This is a genomic window from Loigolactobacillus binensis, assembly GCF_005405165.1.
Taxonomy (GTDB): Bacteria; Bacillota; Bacilli; order Lactobacillales; family Lactobacillaceae; genus Loigolactobacillus; species Loigolactobacillus binensis.
The window spans coordinates 1-19280 of the sequence record NZ_BJDN01000007.1 but is presented as its reverse complement, the minus strand read 5'-3'; the positions used below and the strand labels follow the sequence as shown (position 1 = coordinate 19280).

The window sequence follows — 19280 nt, the reverse complement described above, 5'->3', positions numbered from 1 at the left end:
ATAATTAATCTGTTTGGAATTAAGTCATTTTAAGTTAGAACTTTAAAATGAAGGGGAAGTGCTTGCCGCTTGATCTAAGGTGAGTACGGCCCCAAGGCAGGGATATCTGAGCATAACAACACGTTTAGTCAAATTTTAGGGGTTGTCCGTAGTTACTAAACGGTTCCTGCTACCAATTAGAGAACAATCTTTGCACTATTTATTCATAAAACAACTTTTAGCATTACGGCTAATTAGGTCAGTAATGTTAACGATCAAGTAAACGAAATGGGAGGGTTATATCCATGCCTAATTACGTGAAACTTGCTGCTAGCGCCTATTATGTGCCGGAGCGAGTGGTGACCAACGATGAAATGAGTCAGCTAATGCCAACCAGTGATGAATGGATCCAAAGTCATACTGGAATCAAAACGCGCCACATTGCGTTACAGCAGAATACGGCGACTTTAGCTAGTAAAGTTGCCGCTGAGTTGTTAGCCCAAAGTGGTGTGGCGGCTAGTGCCATTGATTTGATCATTGTTTCCACGATCACACCAGATTATTTAACGCCGGCGACGGCTTGCTTAGTTCAGGAACAGATCGGTGCAACTAATGCAGTGGCTTTTGATGTTAGCGCTGCCTGTGCAGGGTTTATTTTTGCCGCGACTACTGCCGAAAAATTTTTGCGCCAGGGTAAATTTAAACATGCGTTAGTGATCAGCGCGGAAACCAATAGTAAAATGTTGGATTGGCAGGACCGTACCACAGCTGTATTTTTCGGTGATGGGGCTGGTGGGGTTTTATTGAGCCAAAGTACGGTTGCTACGGCAGAAAGTTTTATTGATAGTAAGTTACAAACCGATGGTCGGCGGCATGAAGCAATTATGAGTGGTGCGGTGGCGCCGTTAAGTACACTGCAAGCAGACCACAAGCCGCAGATGGCACCATTTACGATGCAAGGGCGGGCGGTGTTTGAGTTTGCCACTAAAACGGTGCCGGTGCAAATTGCTGACTTACTGGCCGCTAATCAGTTAACGGCAGATGATGTTGATTTATTCATTTGTCATCAAGCTAATTTAAGGATCATTGAACAAATTGCGGCGGCATTAAAACAGCCGATGAGTAAGTTTCCCACTAATGTCCAGCGTTATGGTAATACTTCGTCGGCGGGGGTCCCGATGGCCTTGGCTGAGGTTTGGCCGCAAGCACACGGTAAACTAGCTGTACTGACAGGTTTTGGCGGTGGCCTAGCTTATGGTAGCCTGCTGTTACGTCTCTAAAGAGTGTGCAAATATAATTAACTAGTTAGAAAGTAGGGCTTGGGGATGGATGCAAAACAAATCGCTGACCTGTTAGCTGTGTTGGCTAAAAGTGAATTTGCCGAAGTTGAATTAAGGGATGCGGATCTATACGTACACGTTAAGCGTACGGTGGCCGCACCTGATGTGATCACTAAGCCGGCTACACCAGGTGCGGCCACAGCAGGTAAGACTGTTAATAGTCCCATGGTGGGGATCATTCATTTATTGGATGATACGAAGCAGCCGTTTGTCAAAATTGGCCAACAGGTCACTAAGGGAACAACTTTGGCCCAGATCGAAAGTATGAAATTATTTAATGATATTAAAAGTCCTGTTAACGGCACTGTCGCCGCTATTACGGTCAGTGATGGCCAGGGCGTTGAATTTGCCACACCCTTATTTAAAATTACTGAGGCGGACTAAATGTTCAAAAAAATTTTGATTGCTAATCGTGGTGAGGTGGCATTGCGGATCATTCGCGCCTGTCATCAATTAAATATTGCAACGGTGGCTGTGTATGCACAGGTCGAACGCACCAGTTTATTTGTGCAACAAGCTGATGAGGCCTATTGTGTAGGCCCTAATACTGCCCAGTCTAGTTATCTGAATCGGGAAGCGATTTTAATGGCGGCTTTGTTAAGTGGTGCCGACGCGATTCATCCTGGGTACGGCTTTCTAGCTGAAGATGCGGTTTTCGCTAAGATGTGTGCCGAATGTGGCTTGACTTTTATTGGGCCACAACCAGCGACGATTGCATTATTGGCTGATAAGGCGGCTGCCAAAGTTTACGTGCAAAAGCAAGGTGTTCCGGTGATTCCAGGGGGCAGTGCGCTTAAAAATGAAGCGGCTTTGCGACAAACTGCGGCGCGTCTAGGCTATCCCGTGATGTTGAAGGCCAGTTTTGGTGGCGGCGGTAAAGGGATGCGTGTGTTAGCCTCGGAACAAGAGCTACAACATCAATATCATTTAATTCAAGAAGAGGCCCGGCAAGCTTTTTTGAATGATGCGGTTTATTTAGAAAAGTATTTGACCCGCGCGCGGCATATTGAAGTTCAAGTCTTACAAGATCGTGCCGGCCATTTACAGTTGCTTGGTGACCGTGAATGCAGTTTACAACGTAATCATCAAAAGGTAGTCGAGGAAAGTCCAGCGGCTATTTTGACGGTGGCTGAACGTACTAAGCTTTATCAATTAGCACAGCAGTTGATGGTGGGGTTGGCTTACATTGGCTTGGGGACGTTGGAATTTTTGTTTGCGGATCATCAATTTTATTTCTTGGAAATGAATACGCGTTTACAGGTGGAACATGCGGTGACCGAACTGACCACCGGTATGGACCTAGTCGTCACACAAATCAAAGTGGCTGCTGGCCAGTTGATCAAACCAGGTATTAAGCAGTTTAAAGGTCACGCCATTGAAGTTCGGTTAAATGCTCAAGCTCAAGGCGCGTTACTCGCGACCGGGAAACTGACAACTTTTCGATTATTCACCGGGGCTCGCGTGGACACTGGCTATCGCCAAGGCGACCAGGTTTTACCGTACTATGATGCCTTAGTTGCTAAAATTTTGGTTAAACAACCAACGCGGCAAAAGGCGATTGAAAAGTTACAACGCTGCCTGCAGCATGTGCAGATCAACGGCATTGGCACCAATTTACCAACGTTGACCCAGATTATGGCACTTCCTAGTTATCAAGCTAATTTAGTTGATATTCACTTTTTAGCCCATTTGGCAGGTGATGCGCAATGAGTCATTTGCCAGCAAACGGTATTTGGCAGCAATGTCCTAAATGCCGGCGTAATGTCCACCGTTTAGAGTGGGGCAACTTACAAATCTGTCCTCATTGTGGGCACTACTTACGTTTAAGTGCCACCCGCCGGATTCAACAACTCAGTGAAAAGTTTCAACCGTTACCGGAGTTGACCGCCGCACCGCCATTTGCTTTTCCAGGCTATCAAAAGAAGTTAGCCCAAGCACAACAACAAACTGGTGCAAGTGAGGCCTTTACTGCTGGGACGGCCACTTTGAGTGATCAAGCTTTTGTGCTAGGTGTTATGGATAGTCATTTTATGATGGGAACGTTGAATACGATCGTTGGTGCGCGTTTGCGTCAGGCGATTACTGCCGCCCAGCAGCAGCAATTACCGTTAGTGTTAGTGATTGCTTCCGGTGGCGCGCGAATGCAAGAAGGTATTCTGTCTTTGCTACAAATGAATACGGTGTTAGCTGCTTATGATGCCCTCAACGCTGCCGGCAATTTTACGCTGAATATTTTAACGGATCCGACAATGGGAGGCGTAACGGCTAGTTTTGCTTTTGCTGCTGATGCTGTGATCGCTGAGGCTGGTGCCACCATTGGCTTCGCGGGTAGGCGTGTGATTGAAGAAACTAGTCGTGAACCGTTACCACCTGATTTTCAAAAAGCCGCAAGTCTTTTTGAACATGGTCAATTAGATGCGGTGGTTGCGCGGCCTGACTTAGCCGCGACCTTGACCCAATTATTGCGCCTTCATCAAAGAAAGTGAGTCAGTGATGTTAGAAGAACAATTAAAAAAGATTCGCAGTGCACAACGAATTAGTGCGGCTACCGTAATCGCAGCGCTGACCACGGATTTCTTTGTGCTGCATGGGGATCGCCTGCAGGCTGATGATCCGGCAGTTACGGTTGGTTATGGCCACTTTCACCAGCAAACGGTTCTCTTTGTCGGTGTTAATCGTGGTGCTAATTTACAACAGCGGCTTGATTATCATTTTGGTGCTTTAAGTCCAGCCGGTTATCGTAAAGTTAGTCGTGGCTTGACGCAAGCTGAAAAATTTGGTTGGCCAGTGGTGACCTTGATCAATATGCCTGGAGCTGCAGCGGATGTTGCGGCTGAATTAAATGGTCAAAGTCAAGCCTTGGCCACGACGATCAGTCAGATGGGGCATTTAACGGTGCCCAATGTTGCTTTATTTTTAGGTGAAGGAGAAAGTGGCGGTGCGTTGGCGTTAGCCAATTGTAATCGGATCATCATGTTAGCGAATAGCTTGTACTCAGTGGCATCGCCTGAAGCGGTGCAAGCAATTTTAAAAGATAAACAGCAGGCCTTAGCTAACTATTTGCCGATGACTGCGGATCAGCTTAAGCAGTTAGGCTTAGTTGATCAGATCATTGCTGAAGATGAGCAACTACTACCGCATATTGAACAAGTGCTGCAGCAGCAATTAACTGAATTAGGTCACTTGTCGGCTAAGCAATTACAGCAGCAACGTACGGAAAAATATTTAGCGATTTTAGATCGCTTTACCGATCAATAAAAACAAGCGCGTGCCATAAGGTAGCTATAGATAGCCTTATGGTACGCGCTTGACTTGTCATCTTCAGAAAGCCGCTTGTGAGTGGGTACGGTGAACGATTGACCTTAGCTGCTAGGCGGTTACTTATATGCTATAAGCCAATATTGGCCAACGAATTGACTGTATTTAGAAATTGATCTTGATAACGCGCACGTTTTTCACTAGGGGTATCTAATTTTGTCATATCAATTCGCACAATGTGGTGCCGCACAAGATTAACTAATGTTTTATCGTTCATCAGAATATAAAGATTATCAGCCTCAACTTTTTCGCAGGCATCTTGCCAGACTTTAGTTGCCGGCAGATCAGAAGCCACATTCCGTTTGATAAAAGCTTTGCCATCGATGGTGTTAAAAGTAATATCGTAATAATTAGCCATTATAAACCACTCCTTCTTACGCTTAAATAGCATGCTGTTCGCTTAACCTAATAGGGAATCACGTCAATTGTTACTAACTTAATTATACCGCCTTTTAAGCTAATGTAACCGTTTAAAGGCTGATTTTTAGTCCGGCAGTACTTTGGAAAAGCTTATGAAAGTGGTAAACTGATAGCTATTACAATGATAAGGTGTGGTTTTATGGGCATATTTTTACAAAGCATCGAGGGTGTTTTGGTCATCCTGGTGATGATTGTGGTTGGTTACTGCTTGGCACGTGCAGGTTGGTTTGATGAGAAAAGTAGTAAACTGATTGCGCGTTTAGTGACGCAGATCGCGTTACCTTGCTACATGCTGGACACGATCACGCGTGATTTTACCGCGGCTGAATTATTTCGTTTGCTACCGGATCTAAAATTCCCGGTTGTTTCAATGCTGATTTTATTCGGCATTTCGGTGGCTGTGGCGCGGATTATTCGTATTCGTAAAGAACGGCGCGGATTGTTTGAATCCATGTTTTTCAATTCTAATACGGTTTTTATTGGTTTACCGATCAACATGGCTTTGTTTGGGGCTAAAAGTTTACCGTACGTTTTGGTCTATTATATGGCTAACACCACATTTTTCTGGACCTTAGGTGTTTACCTGATCAAACGCGATGGCACTAGCACGGAACAATTTAGCTGGTGGACGACGATCAAAAAAGTTTTCTCACCGCCATTGTTAGGCTTCATGGTGGCCGTTATTTTAGTGTTGTTACATATCCAAGTACCGAAGTTTTTAATGTCAGATTTCAGTTATATCGGGGGATTAACGATTCCACTATCCATGATCTTTATTGGGATCGCGATTGAGAATGCTGGGTTGAGTCAAATGCGCGTTTCGCGGCACAGTCTGGGTATTTTAGTCGGCCGCTTCATTTTAGCCCCAATATTGATGAGTTTATTGGTGCTGCCGGCACCGGTACCGTTGTTGATGAAACAAGTTTTTATTTTACAATCGGCGATGCCCGTCATGACCAATGCGCCAGTTGTGGCCAAATTATATGGGGCCGACGCGGATTATGCGGCGTTAATGGTGACGGAATCAACGTTACTTAGTTTGATCGTTATTCCGATTTTAATGACTATTTTGCGCCAGTAGAAAAAGGATTGCTGGATGCCAGTTAGTTTAAACACAAAGAGAACTTCTGTTGAAAAATCAATTCAATAGAAGTTCTCTTGTTTTGGCGCTAGAAATTTAGTTTTAAAAGACTTGAATACCATCCTTATCAGCTGAAAGAGAGATCACAGTGCCGGTCGGGTGTTTTTGCATTAACGCCGCCTTGATATCTTCGGTAGCTTCTTCTGGACACATAGTAATGATCGCTGGGCCAGCACCAGAAATGAAAGTTCCGTAGGCGCCGAGGTCCTTAGCTGTAGTGCGCATTTGTTTCAAAAAAGGAACAAAGTTATCCCGATAACGTTCTTGTAATAAGTCGTGTTCCATCATATCGCCGGCCAAGTTTAGGTCACCATTTAAAATTGCGGCGATCATCACGTTGGCCACCGCACTACCAGCTACTGCCTGACTGTAGTTTAATGTAGTCGGTAAAACTTCCCGGCTTTTGACGGCAGGCAACATTTCCCGGGGGATGTAGATCACAAAATCAGAGTCTGGAAAAAGGTGGCGGACTGAGAAAACATGTTGTTTGATCATGACCGAAGTGACAAAATTGCCGCGAATCGCAGGGGCTACATGATCAGGGTGATGCTCAAAGCCCGTTGCCAAAGTGATTTTTTGATCAACGCTTAGATTGAGATTCGCCAAGCGGTTGGCCAGTTCAATGCCACCAACAACAGCGGCAGCACTACTACCTAAGCCGCGTTGTACAGGAATATCCGACATCACACTAAGTTGATGCGGGGGTAGGGATTGGCCAGCAACGGTTAGTGCCGTTTTAACGATCAGATTTTTTTGGTCATTAGGAATTTGTGGACCTAAATTATGCTGCACTTCCCAATGTGCACTTTCAGCGCCCACTTGAATTCGTAAATAAAGGGCTAACGCAAGACCACAAGAATCTAGGCCAGGGCCGAGGTTGGAAGTCGTTGCGGGAACTTGAATTTTCATAAGTTACCTCCATGTAAAACGGAAAATTAAAATTTCATTAGATATTTATTTAATTTTAATTATAACGAATTCAATGCTTTAAGTGAACAGAAAAATCGCGGTATAACTGTTTTTTTCGTGATCTTTTCGGTAAACTAGAAGGTGTTATGAAATGAAAAGTGACCTAGACAATTTAAAAACAAGCTAAAAAGGGGTGATCAGTAAATGGCACGATTAGTTTTATTGCGGCATGGTGAAAGTACCGCTAATCGAGATAATGTCTACACAGGCTGGTCAGATGTCCCGTTGACTAGTGCCGGTATTAGTGAGGCGCAACGTGCAGGGCAACTTTTGCTGACGCAAAATTTTAATTTTACCGCTGTACACACATCGTTATTGCAACGCGCCATTGTCACGGCGAATATTGTGATGGATGAATTGAATATTGCGGCGGTTCCGTTACACAAAACTTGGCGTTTAAATGAACGGCATTATGGCGCTTTACGGGGCCAAAATAAGGAACTGACCCGCCAAGAATATGGGGCGCAGCAAGTTGCTTTGTGGCGGCGCAGTTACACCACAGTGCCGCCTAAATTAACACGACCCGATTATGAGCGGCGCTACACGCGTTATGGTTATCGCTTTGAACCTTTGGCCGAAAGTTTGGCCATGGCGCTGAAACGCTTAGTGCCCTATTGGTTAGATCATATTGGCCCTGCATTGATCAACGGTCAGGATCAACTCGTTGTGGCTCACGGCAGTACGATTCGCGCGTTGATCAAATATTTAGAAGGTATTTCCGATGCGGGGATTGATGGTGTGGAAGTCGCCAATGGGCAGCCGATCGTTTATGAACTTGACGCCAAGCTACGGATTAAAAATAAAACGATCATTGATTGAAGTTTAGCTGCGGTTGGAAAATAGGCAGCTGATGCGCATTAGCCAATAATAAAAAAACAGCACCAATAAAAGTAGATTACTACTTTATTGGTGCTGTTTTGTACGGCCACTATCTTTGGGCTAACTAAACCATTATTTATAGCCACTGACCGTACTTACCGTGCTGCTAAAGCGCCCATGGGATCCCATGGTGCTAAAACCTTAGGATCTTCCTTGGTGACGGCTAAAAGCTCAGCTGGTAAATACTTTTTATTGATAACGATTTGGTAGACATATTGGTCTAACCAAGCGTCACTCATGACAAAGTAACCTTTTTCACCGACCTTGTCACCCCAGGAATTTTCGACCTTCCATTTAGTCGGTTGTCCGTCAACTAAGTCAACCCCGGTGATCACCATGGCGTGGGTCATTAAACTTTCGGCATAGTCTAGGCGTTGTGCCTTAGTCATGGTCAGATCAACGCTGAACAAGTCATCCTTATTATAGATCGCAGTGTCCATGATCCCAATTTGACGATCGGAGGACTGACCAACATCACTACCGAACCACACACTTTCGCCAGCTTGCAATTGTTTGATGGCTAATTGTTTGAAGGTAGCAATGTCCAAGTTTAAATGGCGTACTTGGCGACCGCCCACTACGTTACCTAACATTTCGATCGTGTATAAATGATTGTATGGTTTATCAGCGGTGGGGGCGTTAATGATTGATTGATAATTATCTAGATCCCAACCAACATACTTTTTGAAAAAACTCTGCGGCGTTAAGTGACGATCAATATGATAAGTTTTATCACCATCACGATATTCGAAATCAAATTTCACTGGCGGTTCACCTAAGGTATAAACTAAGATCCGGTAAACCTCACTAAGCAAGTGCGCTTTGGTGTCGGCAATAACTTGATCAGTCGCCTTGTCCGCAACTAATTGACGCAAAGTGACGGCGTCCTTACGTAATTTCAGATTCAAAACACTGTTTAGTTCGCTTGATTTTGAACTATTATACGTTTCGGGCATCACGTATTGCGGGACGATCCCGTATTTAGCGATCAAAGCAGTCAGCATATCCCATTGACCACCATCTTGTTGTGGTGTCGCCAGTAAGAAGGCAACTTTACGGCTAGTTAAGGGATCGTTAGCCGTAGCCAAAATGTTTTCATAAAAATAGTTAGATTTTTCAAATTTATCCCAGAAATTAGTGTAATTTTGTGATAATTCAAAATCTTTTAAATTATATTGGTCGGCAATGCTACGGCGCATGGTGTTTAACGCAGCAAACATCCAGCAACGACCACTTTGCTTTTGATTGGCTACCTTTTCAGCAGCTAGATCAACGGAGAACGTTTGGTTCATGGCCACTTTAGAATCAGTGTTTTCACTGGTAGTAAGCACCCCATTATTCATGACGGCACGTTTGATCGTGGCCGATTGTGGGACTTGTTGTAATTGTGCTTGGTAAGCGGCAATTGCAGCGGGCGTAATTTCTTGACTCAATTTATTCACTCCCCAATTTTAATGACGTTTACACGTCTGTTTCTATTTTAGTACAAGCGTCACCGATTAGTAAATAAGGGTGATCTAAAAGTTAGCCTTTCGATGTAAGCAATGCAGTATATTCAGGTTTATTGGCAAAAAAACGTTTGGCGTAAGGGCAAAGCGGTAAAATTTTGGCTTGTTGTTCCTGCGCATAGGTGATCATAGTGGTGATCAATTGGCTGGCAATTCCTTGACCACGGTGATCTTCACGAACAAAAGTATGGTCGACTGCTAAAACAGTTCCCGCATGTAAACTTTGAAAAGTCACTTCAGCGACTAAACGATCATCAGCATCATTGTAATAATAACGACCTGGTTCAAAAGTAAATTTCATATCCGTGCCTACTTTCTCTATTAAGTTAAGGATCTTTGAAAACGCCACTAGCAAAATCATTGTAAAGTTTCGCCACTTAAAAGGCAAGGAAACGCTTTTAGCCATGTAGATAGGGAGCAGTGAAGCACTAAGATTGTTACCCATTTAAGCTAATAAATGCTATCATTAAAGACAAGAAATAAGTTTAAATAAAAAATTTTCAGCATTCATTTTGATTTAAGTTGTTGCTGATACGATTAAATAAGGAGTTTGTTATGAAACGTGGATTTGCAACCGTTGCGCGCTATCGAGATGCTGGTTTACAGCTTCCCCAACGCGCAACGCAACAGGCAGCCGGTTATGATTTTCAAGCGGCGGAAGATTTTACGTTACCTTCAATTTGGCGTGGCGATTTTTTACGGCTACTGTGGCATAAACGTCATGGCCAATCATTGACTGACGCAGATTATATTGCTGCGGGTAAAACGTTAAAACCATATTTAGTTCCCACTGGGATCAAGGCTTATATGCAACCTGATGAATATTTATTGCTGGCCAATCGTTCCAGTGGGCCGATCAAACGCGGTTTGATCTTACCGAACGGGGTGGGGATCGTGGATGCTGACTATTATGATAATGCGCAAAATGAAGGCGAAATTTTCTTTCAGTTGGTTAATTTAGGGGTGCGTTCAGTGACCATTAAAAAAGGTGAACGTATCGGTCAAGGTATTTTTATGCCTTATTTACGTAGTGATAGCGATCAAGGTGGTCAAGGACAGCGAACTGGCGGTTTTGGTTCTTCGGGGCGTTAGTTCAGCCTTTTGACGGATTCGTTAGTAAGCACAAACGGCTAAACTAAAATTTATCTTACAATAGAAAAGGATGTATTCTGTGGCAAAAACAAAAACACAATTTGTTTGTCAAAATTGCGGCTATAATTCACCACGTTTTTTAGGTCGTTGCCCTAACTGTGGCGCTTGGAACCAAATGGTGGAGGAGAAAGTGCCGACTAAAGTCGAAACAACCAATGCTCAGACTAATTTAGTTGGCCAAGTGGCTAAACCAGAATTAATGGCCAAGGTCAGTATTGAAAAGGAACCGCGGGTACATACACAATTAGGGGAACTTAATCGTGTACTTGGCGGTGGCATTGTGCCAGGATCTTTAGTACTGATTGGTGGCGATCCTGGGATCGGTAAATCGACCTTATTACTACAAGTTTCCGGCCAGTTAAGCCAGGACAAAGGTAAAGTGTTATACGTTTCTGGTGAAGAAAGTGCGTCGCAGATCAAAATGCGGGCCGGCCGATTAGGTGTTGCTGGCAAGCAACTATATCTTTATCCTGAAACCGATATGGGGAGTATTCGCCACCAAATTGAGCAGTTGAAGCCTGATTACGTGGTGATCGATTCTGTTCAAACAATGCAAGAGCCTGACCTTAGTTCAGCGATCGGTAGCGTGGCACAGGTTCGGGAAGTCACGGCGTCGTTAATGAAGATCGCTAAGCAAAATCAGATCACGATCTTTATTGTGGGCCATGTGACTAAAGGTGGCGCCATCGCGGGGCCTAAGATCCTGGAGCATATGGTGGATACGGTTCTGTACTTTGAAGGCGACCAACAGCGAACTTACCGAATTTTAAGAGCAGTAAAAAATCGGTTTGGTTCAACTAATGAAATTGGTATTTTTGAAATGCGGGCCGGCGGGTTACACGAAGTGGCCAACCCATCGGAAATTTTTTTGGAAGAACGCTTGACCGGTGCCACTGGTTCGGCGGTGGTCGTGTCTTTGGAAGGAACGCGACCAATTTTGGTGGAGATTCAAGCCTTGATCACGCCAACGGTGTTCGGCAATGCGCAACGGACCACCACCGGGATTGATCGGAACCGCGCTGCCCTGATCATGGCAGTGTTAGAAAAGCGGGCCAACTTAATGTTACAAAATCAAGATGCTTACTTAAAAGCCGCCGGTGGTGTGAAACTAGATGAACCGGCGATTGATTTGGCGGTTGCCGTCAGCATTGCGTCATCTTATCGGGATAAGGGCACTCAGGCAACGGATTGTTTTGTTGGTGAAATTGGGTTGACCGGTGAAGTACGCAGCGTTAATCGAATCGAACAACGGATCAACGAGGCAGCTAAACTTGGCTTTAAACGCGTATTCATTCCGCATAATAATTTAAAGGGTTTAGAGATCCCAAAAACGATCAAAGTTGTCGGTGTGACTACCATCGCGGAGGCATTACAAAAAGCATTTAATTGAAAGAAGGTGAATTAATGAAAAAAAGAATTACAGCGTTATTGATCGTTTTAGTTGGTGCGTCAGTGGCAGGAACTTTTCTACCCGCGTTGTGGCGTCTAACTGGTCTGGCCAGCGTGCGTTATTTAAATAATTTATTCGTTGATGTTTTGCTTGGTGCTATTATTTCCTTTTTGATTGCGCTTTTCCTGGCTGGATTAATTGTGCGTTTGTTCGATCGAATCGTTAAACGAGCGGAGGTCTTTGTCAGCAAGCAATCCCCGACCTATCTACTATTTGGTAGTTTAGCTACGATCGTTGGTTTGATTTTAGCCAATATCATTTCGATTCCACTTTACCGGATAAACTTTTTCTTGTTTAACACGTTAGCACCGATTATTTTAATGGTGTTGTTAGGCTATATCGGTTTTCGTGTGGGAACGACCCGAACGGATGAATGGCGGCGGCTATTCCAACTCCGGAGTAAAAAAGCGGTGGTTGAAACTACCGCTGAACAGAATAAAGTATTGGAACGCAAGGTCGGTGACAATTTTCATAAATATAAAATTCTGGATACCAGCGTTATCATCGATGGGCGAATTTACGAAATAGCGCAAACCGGCTTTATTGAAGGCACCTTATTGATTCCTAATTTCGTGCTCCATGAGCTACAGTTGATCGCTGATTCGGCCGATTCATTGAAGCGTACCCGGGGGCGGCGCGGATTAGATATTTTGAATGATCTACAAAAAACTGACGCGATGCCTGTGGAAATGTACGAAGGCGATTTTGAAGATCTTACTGAAGTCGATAGCAAGCTGATCAAATTGGCTAAATTGCTGGATGGAATCGTCGTAACTAATGATTTTAATTTAAATAAGGTCAGTGAGTTCCAAAATGTACCAGTGTTGAACATTAATGAATTGGCGAATACGTTGAAACCAGCAGTGATTCCGGGTGATGGGATGACGGTGACGGTTGTGAAAGCAGGAACCGAGCGTCAGCAAGGCGTTGCTTACCTTGACGATGGCACGATGATCGTCGTTGAGGATGGTCAACATTATATGAACAAATCCTTAGCGGTCACCGTGACAAGTGCGCTACAAACTGCGGCTGGACGCATGATCTTTGCTAAGCCAACTCACTCACAGAAAAGTTTACGTGAACACAATAAATAATTTCAGCAGTTACCTTTACAAGTCTGGTTTTGACCAGTAAAATTATAAGTGCTGTGTCAGGCTGAGTGCCTGACAATAATGATCAAAAAAGGAAAAATTTGAAAGAGGCGGAATTTAAATTGGCAGATAAAAAAATTCGTGTGCGCTATGCCCCAAGCCCAACTGGCCATTTGCATATTGGTAACGCACGGACGGCATTGTTCAACTATCTTTTTGCGCGGCATAATAAAGGTGAATTTGTGATCCGGATCGAAGACACCGACACTAAACGTAATGTTGAAGGTGGCGAAGAAAGCCAATTGACCATGCTTAAATGGTTAGGGATGGATTGGGATGAAGGTCCCGATAAGCCTGGTGAAGTTGGTCCTTATCGCCAGTCAGAACGCAGTGCGATCTATGCACCTTTGATCCAACAATTGGTTGATCAAGGCCTAGCCTATGAATCTTATATTACTGAAGATGAATTAGCGGCGCAGCGTGAAGCACAAAAAGCGCGCCATGAAATGCCTCATTATGAAGATGAATTTGCTGGCCTCAACGCGGAAGAAAAGGCAGCTAAAATTGCGGCGGCTAAAGCCCAAGGGTTGAAACCAGTTATTCGGTTCCATGTACCGGTGCATAAAAAGTATGAATTCAATGATTTAGTGAAGGGTCATATTGAATTTGATTCCGATTCGATCGGCGGCGATTTTGTCATTATGAAGCGTGACGGGATGCCGACGTATAATTTTGCCGTTGTGGTGGACGATCATAAAATGAAGATCACCCACGTTTTACGTGGGGATGATCATATTGCTAACACGCCTAAGCAATTGATGATCTATGAGGCCCTTGGCTGGGAGCCACCAATTTTTGGCCATATGACTTTGATTATCAATACGCAAACTGGTAAAAAATTATCTAAACGTGATGAAAATACCCTACAATTCATTGAACAATACCGTGAGTTAGGCTATTTACCAGAAGGCATGTTTAACTTCATTACTTTGTTAGGCTGGTCACCAGTGGGCGAAGATGAGATCTTTAGCCGGAAACAATTGATCAAAATGTTCGATCCTAAGCGGTTGAGTAAATCACCAGCTAAATTCGATGCTAAGAAACTTGAATGGGTCAACAATCAATACATGAAACAAACTGATAGCAGCAAAGTAACTGATATGGGCTTGTATCAATTGATCAAAGCAGGGCGCTTACCAGAAGATCCAGATAATAAGACGATTGAATGGGCCCGGACTTTGGTTGGTTTGTACCATGATCAAATGAGTTACGCGGCGCAAGTTGTCGAAGAATCGGCTGTTTTCTTCACAGAACCGCCTAAGTTGGATGAAGCCGCATTGACCGAATTAGCAGTGGAAACCGCACCGGCAGTGTTGAATAAATTTGCTGAATTGATCAAGCAAGTTAAGATCTTTGATGCAGTTGAGATCAATAACGCAATTCAACAAGTCCGTGCAGCAACTGGGGTCAAGGGACGGCAGCTGTACATGCCGATTCGTATTGGGACAACGCGGGCAACTCATGGCCCTGCTATTGCAGAGTCAATTGAGTTGTTAGGTCGCGAAAAAACGATGCATCATTTGGAAGTTACTTTAGCTGAATTGAATCATTAAAGCAGTGATGGGAATAAGTAGATCGTGCGACTGTCATAGCGAGCGCTTGGCTGGTGAAAAAGCGTCAGTTACTCGATCGAAATGCCTCCTGGAGTGTAAGAATGAATTGGTACAGCCTTAAAAACAAGCCGGCTGGCAGTTTTTTGATCGGGTGTTGGTCAAGGTAGTTCTTACCGGAATCATTCACGTTAGCGAATGCCAAGGAAGCTATTTGGCTTCGAAAAAAAGTGGAACCACGTGTAAACGTCTTTTGATTGCAATAACGATCAAGAGGCGTTTTTTATTTAATTTGAATTTAGTTTAATGTTAAAATAAAGTAATCATTAAAAATTATGGGGGTGCGAGTAGTGATTCAAGTTTATAATACGTTGACGCGGCAAAAAGAAATCTTTAAACCTTTAACTACCGGTGTGGTCAATATGTACGTCTGCGGCCCCACTGTTTATAATTACATTCATATTGGTAATGCGCGTTCGGCCATTGCTTTTGACACGATTCGCCGTTATTTTGAGTTTCGTCACTATCACGTTAATTATGTTTCCAACTTTACGGACGTTGACGACAAAATGATCAAGCAGGCGCGACGCGACGGAATCACAGTTCCAGAGCTGGCTGCTAAGTTCATCAAAGCCTTTGACGAAGACACAGCCGCTTTGAATATTGAACCGGCTACAGTACGACCACGGGCAACAGAAAATATTCCCGATATTGTGGCTTTTATTCAGGTTTTATTGGATAAGGGCTATGCTTATGTTGCGGCCGGCGATGTTTATTATCGTGCCCGTAAGTTCGCTCATTATGGGGAATTATCGGATCAAAATATTGATCAGTTAGAACAAGGGGCTAGTGAACACACTGTTGATGAAGAAACTCAGCGCAAAGAAGATCCCATTGACTTTGCTTTATGGAAGGCGGCTAAGCCGGGAGAGATTGCCTGGTCAGCACCTTGGGGGCAGGGTCGGCCTGGCTGGCATATCGAATGCTCAGTGATGGCGACTAAATATTTAGGGGATACCTTTGATATTCATGGCGGCGGCCAAGACTTAGAATTTCCGCACCATGAAAATGAAATTGCCCAAAGTGAAGCCAAAACCGGTCAAAAATTTGCTAACTATTGGTTGCACAATGGTTTTGTGACCATTGGTGATGACGATGAAAAAATGAGTAAGTCGCTAGGTAATTTTGTAACTGTTCATGATCTGATTCAGCAAGTCGATCCACAAACGTTGCGTTTTTTCATGGCGACCACTCAATATCGGCGGCCGATTCGTTACAGTGAAGCAACCTTAAAAGAAGCTGCCAATAATTTACAGAAGTTGCGGATCGCTTTGGATAATTTAAGTTATCGGCAAAAAGATGTAGCCGCTGGGCTTGATCCAGAAATCGAACAACAATTGACCAAATTGACGGCTGCTTTTATTGCGGCAATGGACGATGATTTCAATGTACAAAATGGTATGACAGAAGTTTACGAGTTGGCTAAATTGATGAATATTTATAGTGAACAGCAGGTTGTTCGTGAGGCGACGTTGAACCATTTACTCAGCAGCTTCACGATGTGGCTACAGATTTTTGGGGTCAGCTTCCAACCTAAGGCTTTATTGGCGGCCGACATTGAACAATTATTACAAGATCGCCAAACTGCGCGGGCCAATAAGGATTATCAGCGCAGCGATGAAATCCGTGATTTATTGAAGGCACAAGGCATCGTTTTAGAAGATACGGCACAAGGCACACGTTGGCGGAGGAAATAATGGCAGAAACAGTAGATTATCAGCAGTTAAACGGGATCGCCTTAGCCTATATGGGTGATGCCAGTTATGAGGTATATATTCGCCGGCACCTGTTAAGTAAAGGGATCACTAAGCCGACACGTTTGCAGCATCAAGCCACACATTTTGTATCGGCCAAAGCGCAGGCCGCTTTGATCGAAGCCATGTTGGCTCAGGAGTTATTAAGCGCAACAGAACTGAGTTTTTATAAACGTGGGCGTAACGCTAATAGTCATACACATGCTAAAAATACGTCGGTGACGACTTACCGGATCTCGACTGGTTTCGAGGCTTTAATGGGCTATTTAGCGTTAAGCGACCAACAACAGCGCTTAGATGAGCTCGCCGCTTGGTGCATTGCCCAAGTAGAGGAAGGAAAAATAAATGAACAAATCAAATGAGCCCAAAACTGACGCCACTGATTTTGTGATTGGCCGACACGCTGCCCATGAAACATTGCAAACTGAAGGCGCCAAACGGGTCAATAAAGTTTTTTTACAGGAAGGGTTAAAGTCTGATTCTTTACACGCGCTTCAGCAGCTGGCTAAGGCTAAGCGGATCCCAGTACAATCGGCGCCAAAAAATAAGTTGGATACGTTAAGTGATCATGGCAATCATCAAGGGGTTGTTTTGGCGATCACACCCTATGCTTACGCTGATTTAGACGATTTATTTGCTCGGGCTGAAGCTAAGCAACAACCGCCTTTTTTCCTGATTTTAGATGGAATTGAAGATCCGCACAATTTAGGCTCGATCATGCGAACTGCGGATGCTGTTGGTGTTCACGGCATCATTATTCCTAAGCATCGTGCTGTTGGGCTAACTAGTACAGTGGCCAAAACATCAACTGGGGCGATCGAACACATGCCGGTGGTACGGGCCACTAATTTAGTGGCAGTAGCAAAGGAATTAAAGCAGCGTGGTGTCTGGTTATTTGGTACGGATATGGCGGGCACCGATTATCGACAGTGGAACGCTAAAGGCGCCATTGCTTTGGTGATCGGCAATGAAGGTAAAGGCATCGCACCACTGTTGAAGCGGGAGATGGATGAGATCGTTACGATCCCCATGATCGGACATGTGCAAAGCCTGAACGCCAGCGTTGCCACCGGCTTATTGCTATATCAGGCGTATGCAGTTAAGCAAGGAAGCGGTGAGCTCCCATGATGCATGAGATCCTGATCATTGACGGCTATAATGTGATCGGTAATTGGCCAGAATTAGCGCAGCTAAAGCAGGATGATAAATTGGCGGATGCCCGAGACGAATTGTTAGCACAATTAGCCGAATTCCGTAAATACGAAGATGCAGAAATTATTTTAGTTTTTGATGCAATGTATGTGCCCGGGATCACACAGCGCTATGATCAATATAATTTACAGGTCGTTTGGACGCAGGAAGATGAAACCGCGGATAGTTATATCGAAAAAATGGCCGGTAAATTACAAAATCGGTTGACACAAGTCACGGTGGTAACCAGCGATCAGGCTGAGCAGTGGACGATCTTCTCGCGTGGCGCGGTTCGGATTTCATCACGGGAGTTTAAAATGGTGATTCAACGTGCTAAGGCAGAGATTGCGCGGGATGTTCGTCATTATCGTGACACGGATCTTCGCCGCAGTTCGCCGTGGGATTCACAACAAATGCTATCGTTAGCCAAATTACGTGATGATTTAACGCAAAACGATTAGGGATAAGTAATAGCTAAATAAACATTAGTTCGCTTGAAAGACGCTTTCATTATTGCTATGCTTTTTTTGAACATGACAACTAGTGAATAAAATGAATGAAGACCTTAGAGTGTTAATCCTTACAGCAGCGACCGGCGACTCTCGTGCTTGCGAGCAATTATTTTCCCGTTATCGGCCGATGTTAAAGAAGATTCAGCAACATTATTATCTACGTGATTTTGATGATGATGATTGGGATCAAGAGGCGCGAATTGTTTGCTTTCGCGCAGCACAAAACTATCGGTGGGATACAAATCTAACCTTTGGTCGGTATTATCAGAAATGTCTATTGTGCCGCGTCTATTCCCTAATTCGGCGGCAAAGTGCGCAAAAGCGTGTAGGTGAAGCGCATACGGTTTCAATGGAAAATGAAGATATTAGGCAGTGTATTGAAGCAAAAGGTACACAGCAATCGCTTGATTTAGCATTGATCCTTACCGCTGCGCCTGATTTTCTTCACTGTTTATCAACTTTTGAGTATCAAATTTTTTGTCGCTTTGTATTGAGTAGTCTAAATTCGCAGTGTGAGCAGGTAGATCTAAGTGATTCACAGACACGTAATGCATTAGAAAGGTGTCGTTATAAGCTAAAACGCTACTTAAACGATCATTTTTTTCATTAACTGGTTATTAAAAAATAGCGGTGTATCAGAATCTTCTGGTGCACCGTTATTTTTTATAACCTAATACTATTGTTGTTATGTCTATTTTATTGCTATAATGATTGCGATAAAGGAAGTCGGGGGATCGTTATGCTTATTCGTGAAATTCTATTAGTACTTTTAATGCCGTTGCTTCTTGTGTTATTTTATATTAGTTATACGCGTGGTGCTAGTTCGTCATAAAATCAAAAAAGCCTAAATTGTATACCAATATCGTCAATTCAATCTTTAATTGAAAACCAAATAGACTACGGGTG

The 19280-nt window shown here is 43.9% G+C and carries 20 protein-coding genes and 1 other annotated feature; of the genes, 16 read left to right on the top strand and 4 right to left on the bottom strand.

From position 1 onward, the window contains the following. The first annotated feature begins 284 nt into the window (after positions 1–284). The 5 genes from FFM78_RS04810 to accA are packed head-to-tail and all read left to right on the top strand — an operon-like array spanning position 285 to position 4577. Positions 285–1259: a beta-ketoacyl-ACP synthase III gene (locus FFM78_RS04810; RefSeq protein WP_137637307.1), complete on the top strand. Its 975-nt coding sequence runs from the start codon at positions 285–287 to the stop codon at positions 1257–1259. Positions 1260–1304: 45 nt separating this feature from the next. Beyond that, complete coding sequence (locus FFM78_RS04805) at positions 1305–1703, top strand: acetyl-CoA carboxylase biotin carboxyl carrier protein (RefSeq protein ID WP_137637306.1); 399 nt, start codon at positions 1305–1307, stop codon at positions 1701–1703. Beyond that, a complete protein-coding gene (locus FFM78_RS04800) occupies positions 1704–3029 on the top strand; it encodes an acetyl-CoA carboxylase biotin carboxylase subunit (protein ID WP_137637305.1) in 1326 nt (441 codons plus the stop codon). After that, entirely contained in the window at positions 3026–3805 is a 780-nt protein-coding gene (locus FFM78_RS04795; RefSeq protein WP_137637304.1) for an acetyl-CoA carboxylase carboxyltransferase subunit beta, read from the top strand. Before FFM78_RS04800 ends, FFM78_RS04795 begins: the two co-directional genes overlap by 4 nt. A gap of 7 nt (positions 3806–3812) precedes the next feature. Beyond that, on the top strand, positions 3813–4577 hold the full coding sequence (gene accA / locus FFM78_RS04790; RefSeq protein WP_137637386.1) for a carboxyltransferase subunit alpha: 765 nt from the start codon (positions 3813–3815) through the stop codon (positions 4575–4577). A 130-nt stretch (positions 4578–4707) separates the two neighbouring features. Here accA and FFM78_RS04785 read toward each other — a convergent pair whose 3' ends face one another. Next, positions 4708–4995 carry a chromosome partitioning protein ParB gene (locus tag FFM78_RS04785; RefSeq protein WP_137637303.1) on the bottom strand — a complete coding sequence of 96 codons (288 nt, stop codon included), beginning with the start codon at positions 4993–4995 and terminating at the stop codon, positions 4708–4710. Positions 4996–5196: 201 nt separating this feature from the next. Between FFM78_RS04785 and FFM78_RS04780 the strand changes: the two genes are divergently transcribed. Then, entirely contained in the window at positions 5197–6138 is a 942-nt protein-coding gene (locus tag FFM78_RS04780) for an AEC family transporter (protein WP_137637302.1), read from the top strand. 102 nt (positions 6139–6240) lie between these two features. On the opposite strand, the gene thrB is transcribed toward FFM78_RS04780, so the two are convergent. Then, a complete protein-coding gene (gene thrB / locus FFM78_RS04775) occupies positions 6241–7107 on the bottom strand; it encodes a homoserine kinase (RefSeq protein WP_137637301.1) in 867 nt (288 codons plus the stop codon). Positions 7108–7311: 204 nt separating this feature from the next. Between thrB and FFM78_RS04770 the strand changes: the two genes are divergently transcribed. Further along, entirely contained in the window at positions 7312–7986 is a 675-nt protein-coding gene (locus tag FFM78_RS04770; RefSeq protein ID WP_137637300.1) for a 2,3-bisphosphoglycerate-dependent phosphoglycerate mutase, read from the top strand. A 155-nt stretch (positions 7987–8141) separates the two neighbouring features. On the opposite strand, the gene FFM78_RS04765 is transcribed toward FFM78_RS04770, so the two are convergent. Next, positions 8142–9479, bottom strand: coding sequence for a C1 family peptidase (locus FFM78_RS04765; protein WP_137637299.1), 1338 nt, complete (start codon positions 9477–9479; stop codon positions 8142–8144). Positions 9480–9570: 91 nt separating this feature from the next. Next, on the bottom strand, positions 9571–9855 hold the full coding sequence (locus tag FFM78_RS04760) for a GNAT family N-acetyltransferase (protein WP_137637298.1): 285 nt from the start codon (positions 9853–9855) through the stop codon (positions 9571–9573). A 254-nt stretch (positions 9856–10109) separates the two neighbouring features. Here FFM78_RS04760 and FFM78_RS04755 point away from each other — a divergent pair, with 254 nt between their 5' ends. From FFM78_RS04755 to FFM78_RS04715, 9 genes are all read left to right on the top strand, one after another. Further along, a complete protein-coding gene (locus FFM78_RS04755) occupies positions 10110–10646 on the top strand; it encodes a dCTP deaminase/dUTPase family protein (protein WP_137637297.1) in 537 nt (178 codons plus the stop codon). Between the two features lie 79 nt (positions 10647–10725). Next, complete coding sequence (gene radA, locus FFM78_RS04750) at positions 10726–12096, top strand: DNA repair protein RadA (RefSeq protein WP_137637296.1); 1371 nt, start codon at positions 10726–10728, stop codon at positions 12094–12096. A 14-nt stretch (positions 12097–12110) separates the two neighbouring features. Further along, positions 12111–13250 carry a PIN/TRAM domain-containing protein gene (locus FFM78_RS04745; protein ID WP_137637295.1) on the top strand — a complete coding sequence of 380 codons (1140 nt, stop codon included), beginning with the start codon at positions 12111–12113 and terminating at the stop codon, positions 13248–13250. A 119-nt stretch (positions 13251–13369) separates the two neighbouring features. After that, positions 13370–14860: a glutamate--tRNA ligase gene (gene gltX / locus FFM78_RS04740; protein WP_137637294.1), complete on the top strand. Its 1491-nt coding sequence runs from the start codon at positions 13370–13372 to the stop codon at positions 14858–14860. Further along, positions 14856–15114 (top strand) — a binding site (T-box leader). Its footprint overlaps the gene before it by 5 nt. 93 nt (positions 15115–15207) lie before the next feature. Continuing rightward, positions 15208–16614 carry a cysteine--tRNA ligase gene (gene cysS, locus FFM78_RS04735; RefSeq protein ID WP_137637293.1) on the top strand — a complete coding sequence of 469 codons (1407 nt, stop codon included), beginning with the start codon at positions 15208–15210 and terminating at the stop codon, positions 16612–16614. After that, positions 16614–17033, top strand: a complete 420-nt coding sequence (locus FFM78_RS04730) for a Mini-ribonuclease 3 (protein WP_137637292.1) — start codon at positions 16614–16616, stop codon at positions 17031–17033. The genes cysS and FFM78_RS04730 overlap by 1 nt, the downstream gene beginning before the upstream one ends. Next, positions 17017–17799: a 23S rRNA (guanosine(2251)-2'-O)-methyltransferase RlmB gene (rlmB, locus tag FFM78_RS04725; RefSeq protein ID WP_137637291.1), complete on the top strand. Its 783-nt coding sequence runs from the start codon at positions 17017–17019 to the stop codon at positions 17797–17799. Before FFM78_RS04730 ends, rlmB begins: the two co-directional genes overlap by 17 nt. Next, positions 17796–18323: an NYN domain-containing protein gene (locus FFM78_RS04720; protein ID WP_137637290.1), complete on the top strand. Its 528-nt coding sequence runs from the start codon at positions 17796–17798 to the stop codon at positions 18321–18323. The genes rlmB and FFM78_RS04720 overlap by 4 nt, the downstream gene beginning before the upstream one ends. 91 nt (positions 18324–18414) lie before the next feature. After that, positions 18415–18984, top strand: a complete 570-nt coding sequence (locus tag FFM78_RS04715) for a sigma-70 RNA polymerase sigma factor region 4 domain-containing protein (RefSeq protein ID WP_137637289.1) — start codon at positions 18415–18417, stop codon at positions 18982–18984. The last annotated feature ends 296 nt before the right edge of the window (positions 18985–19280 follow it).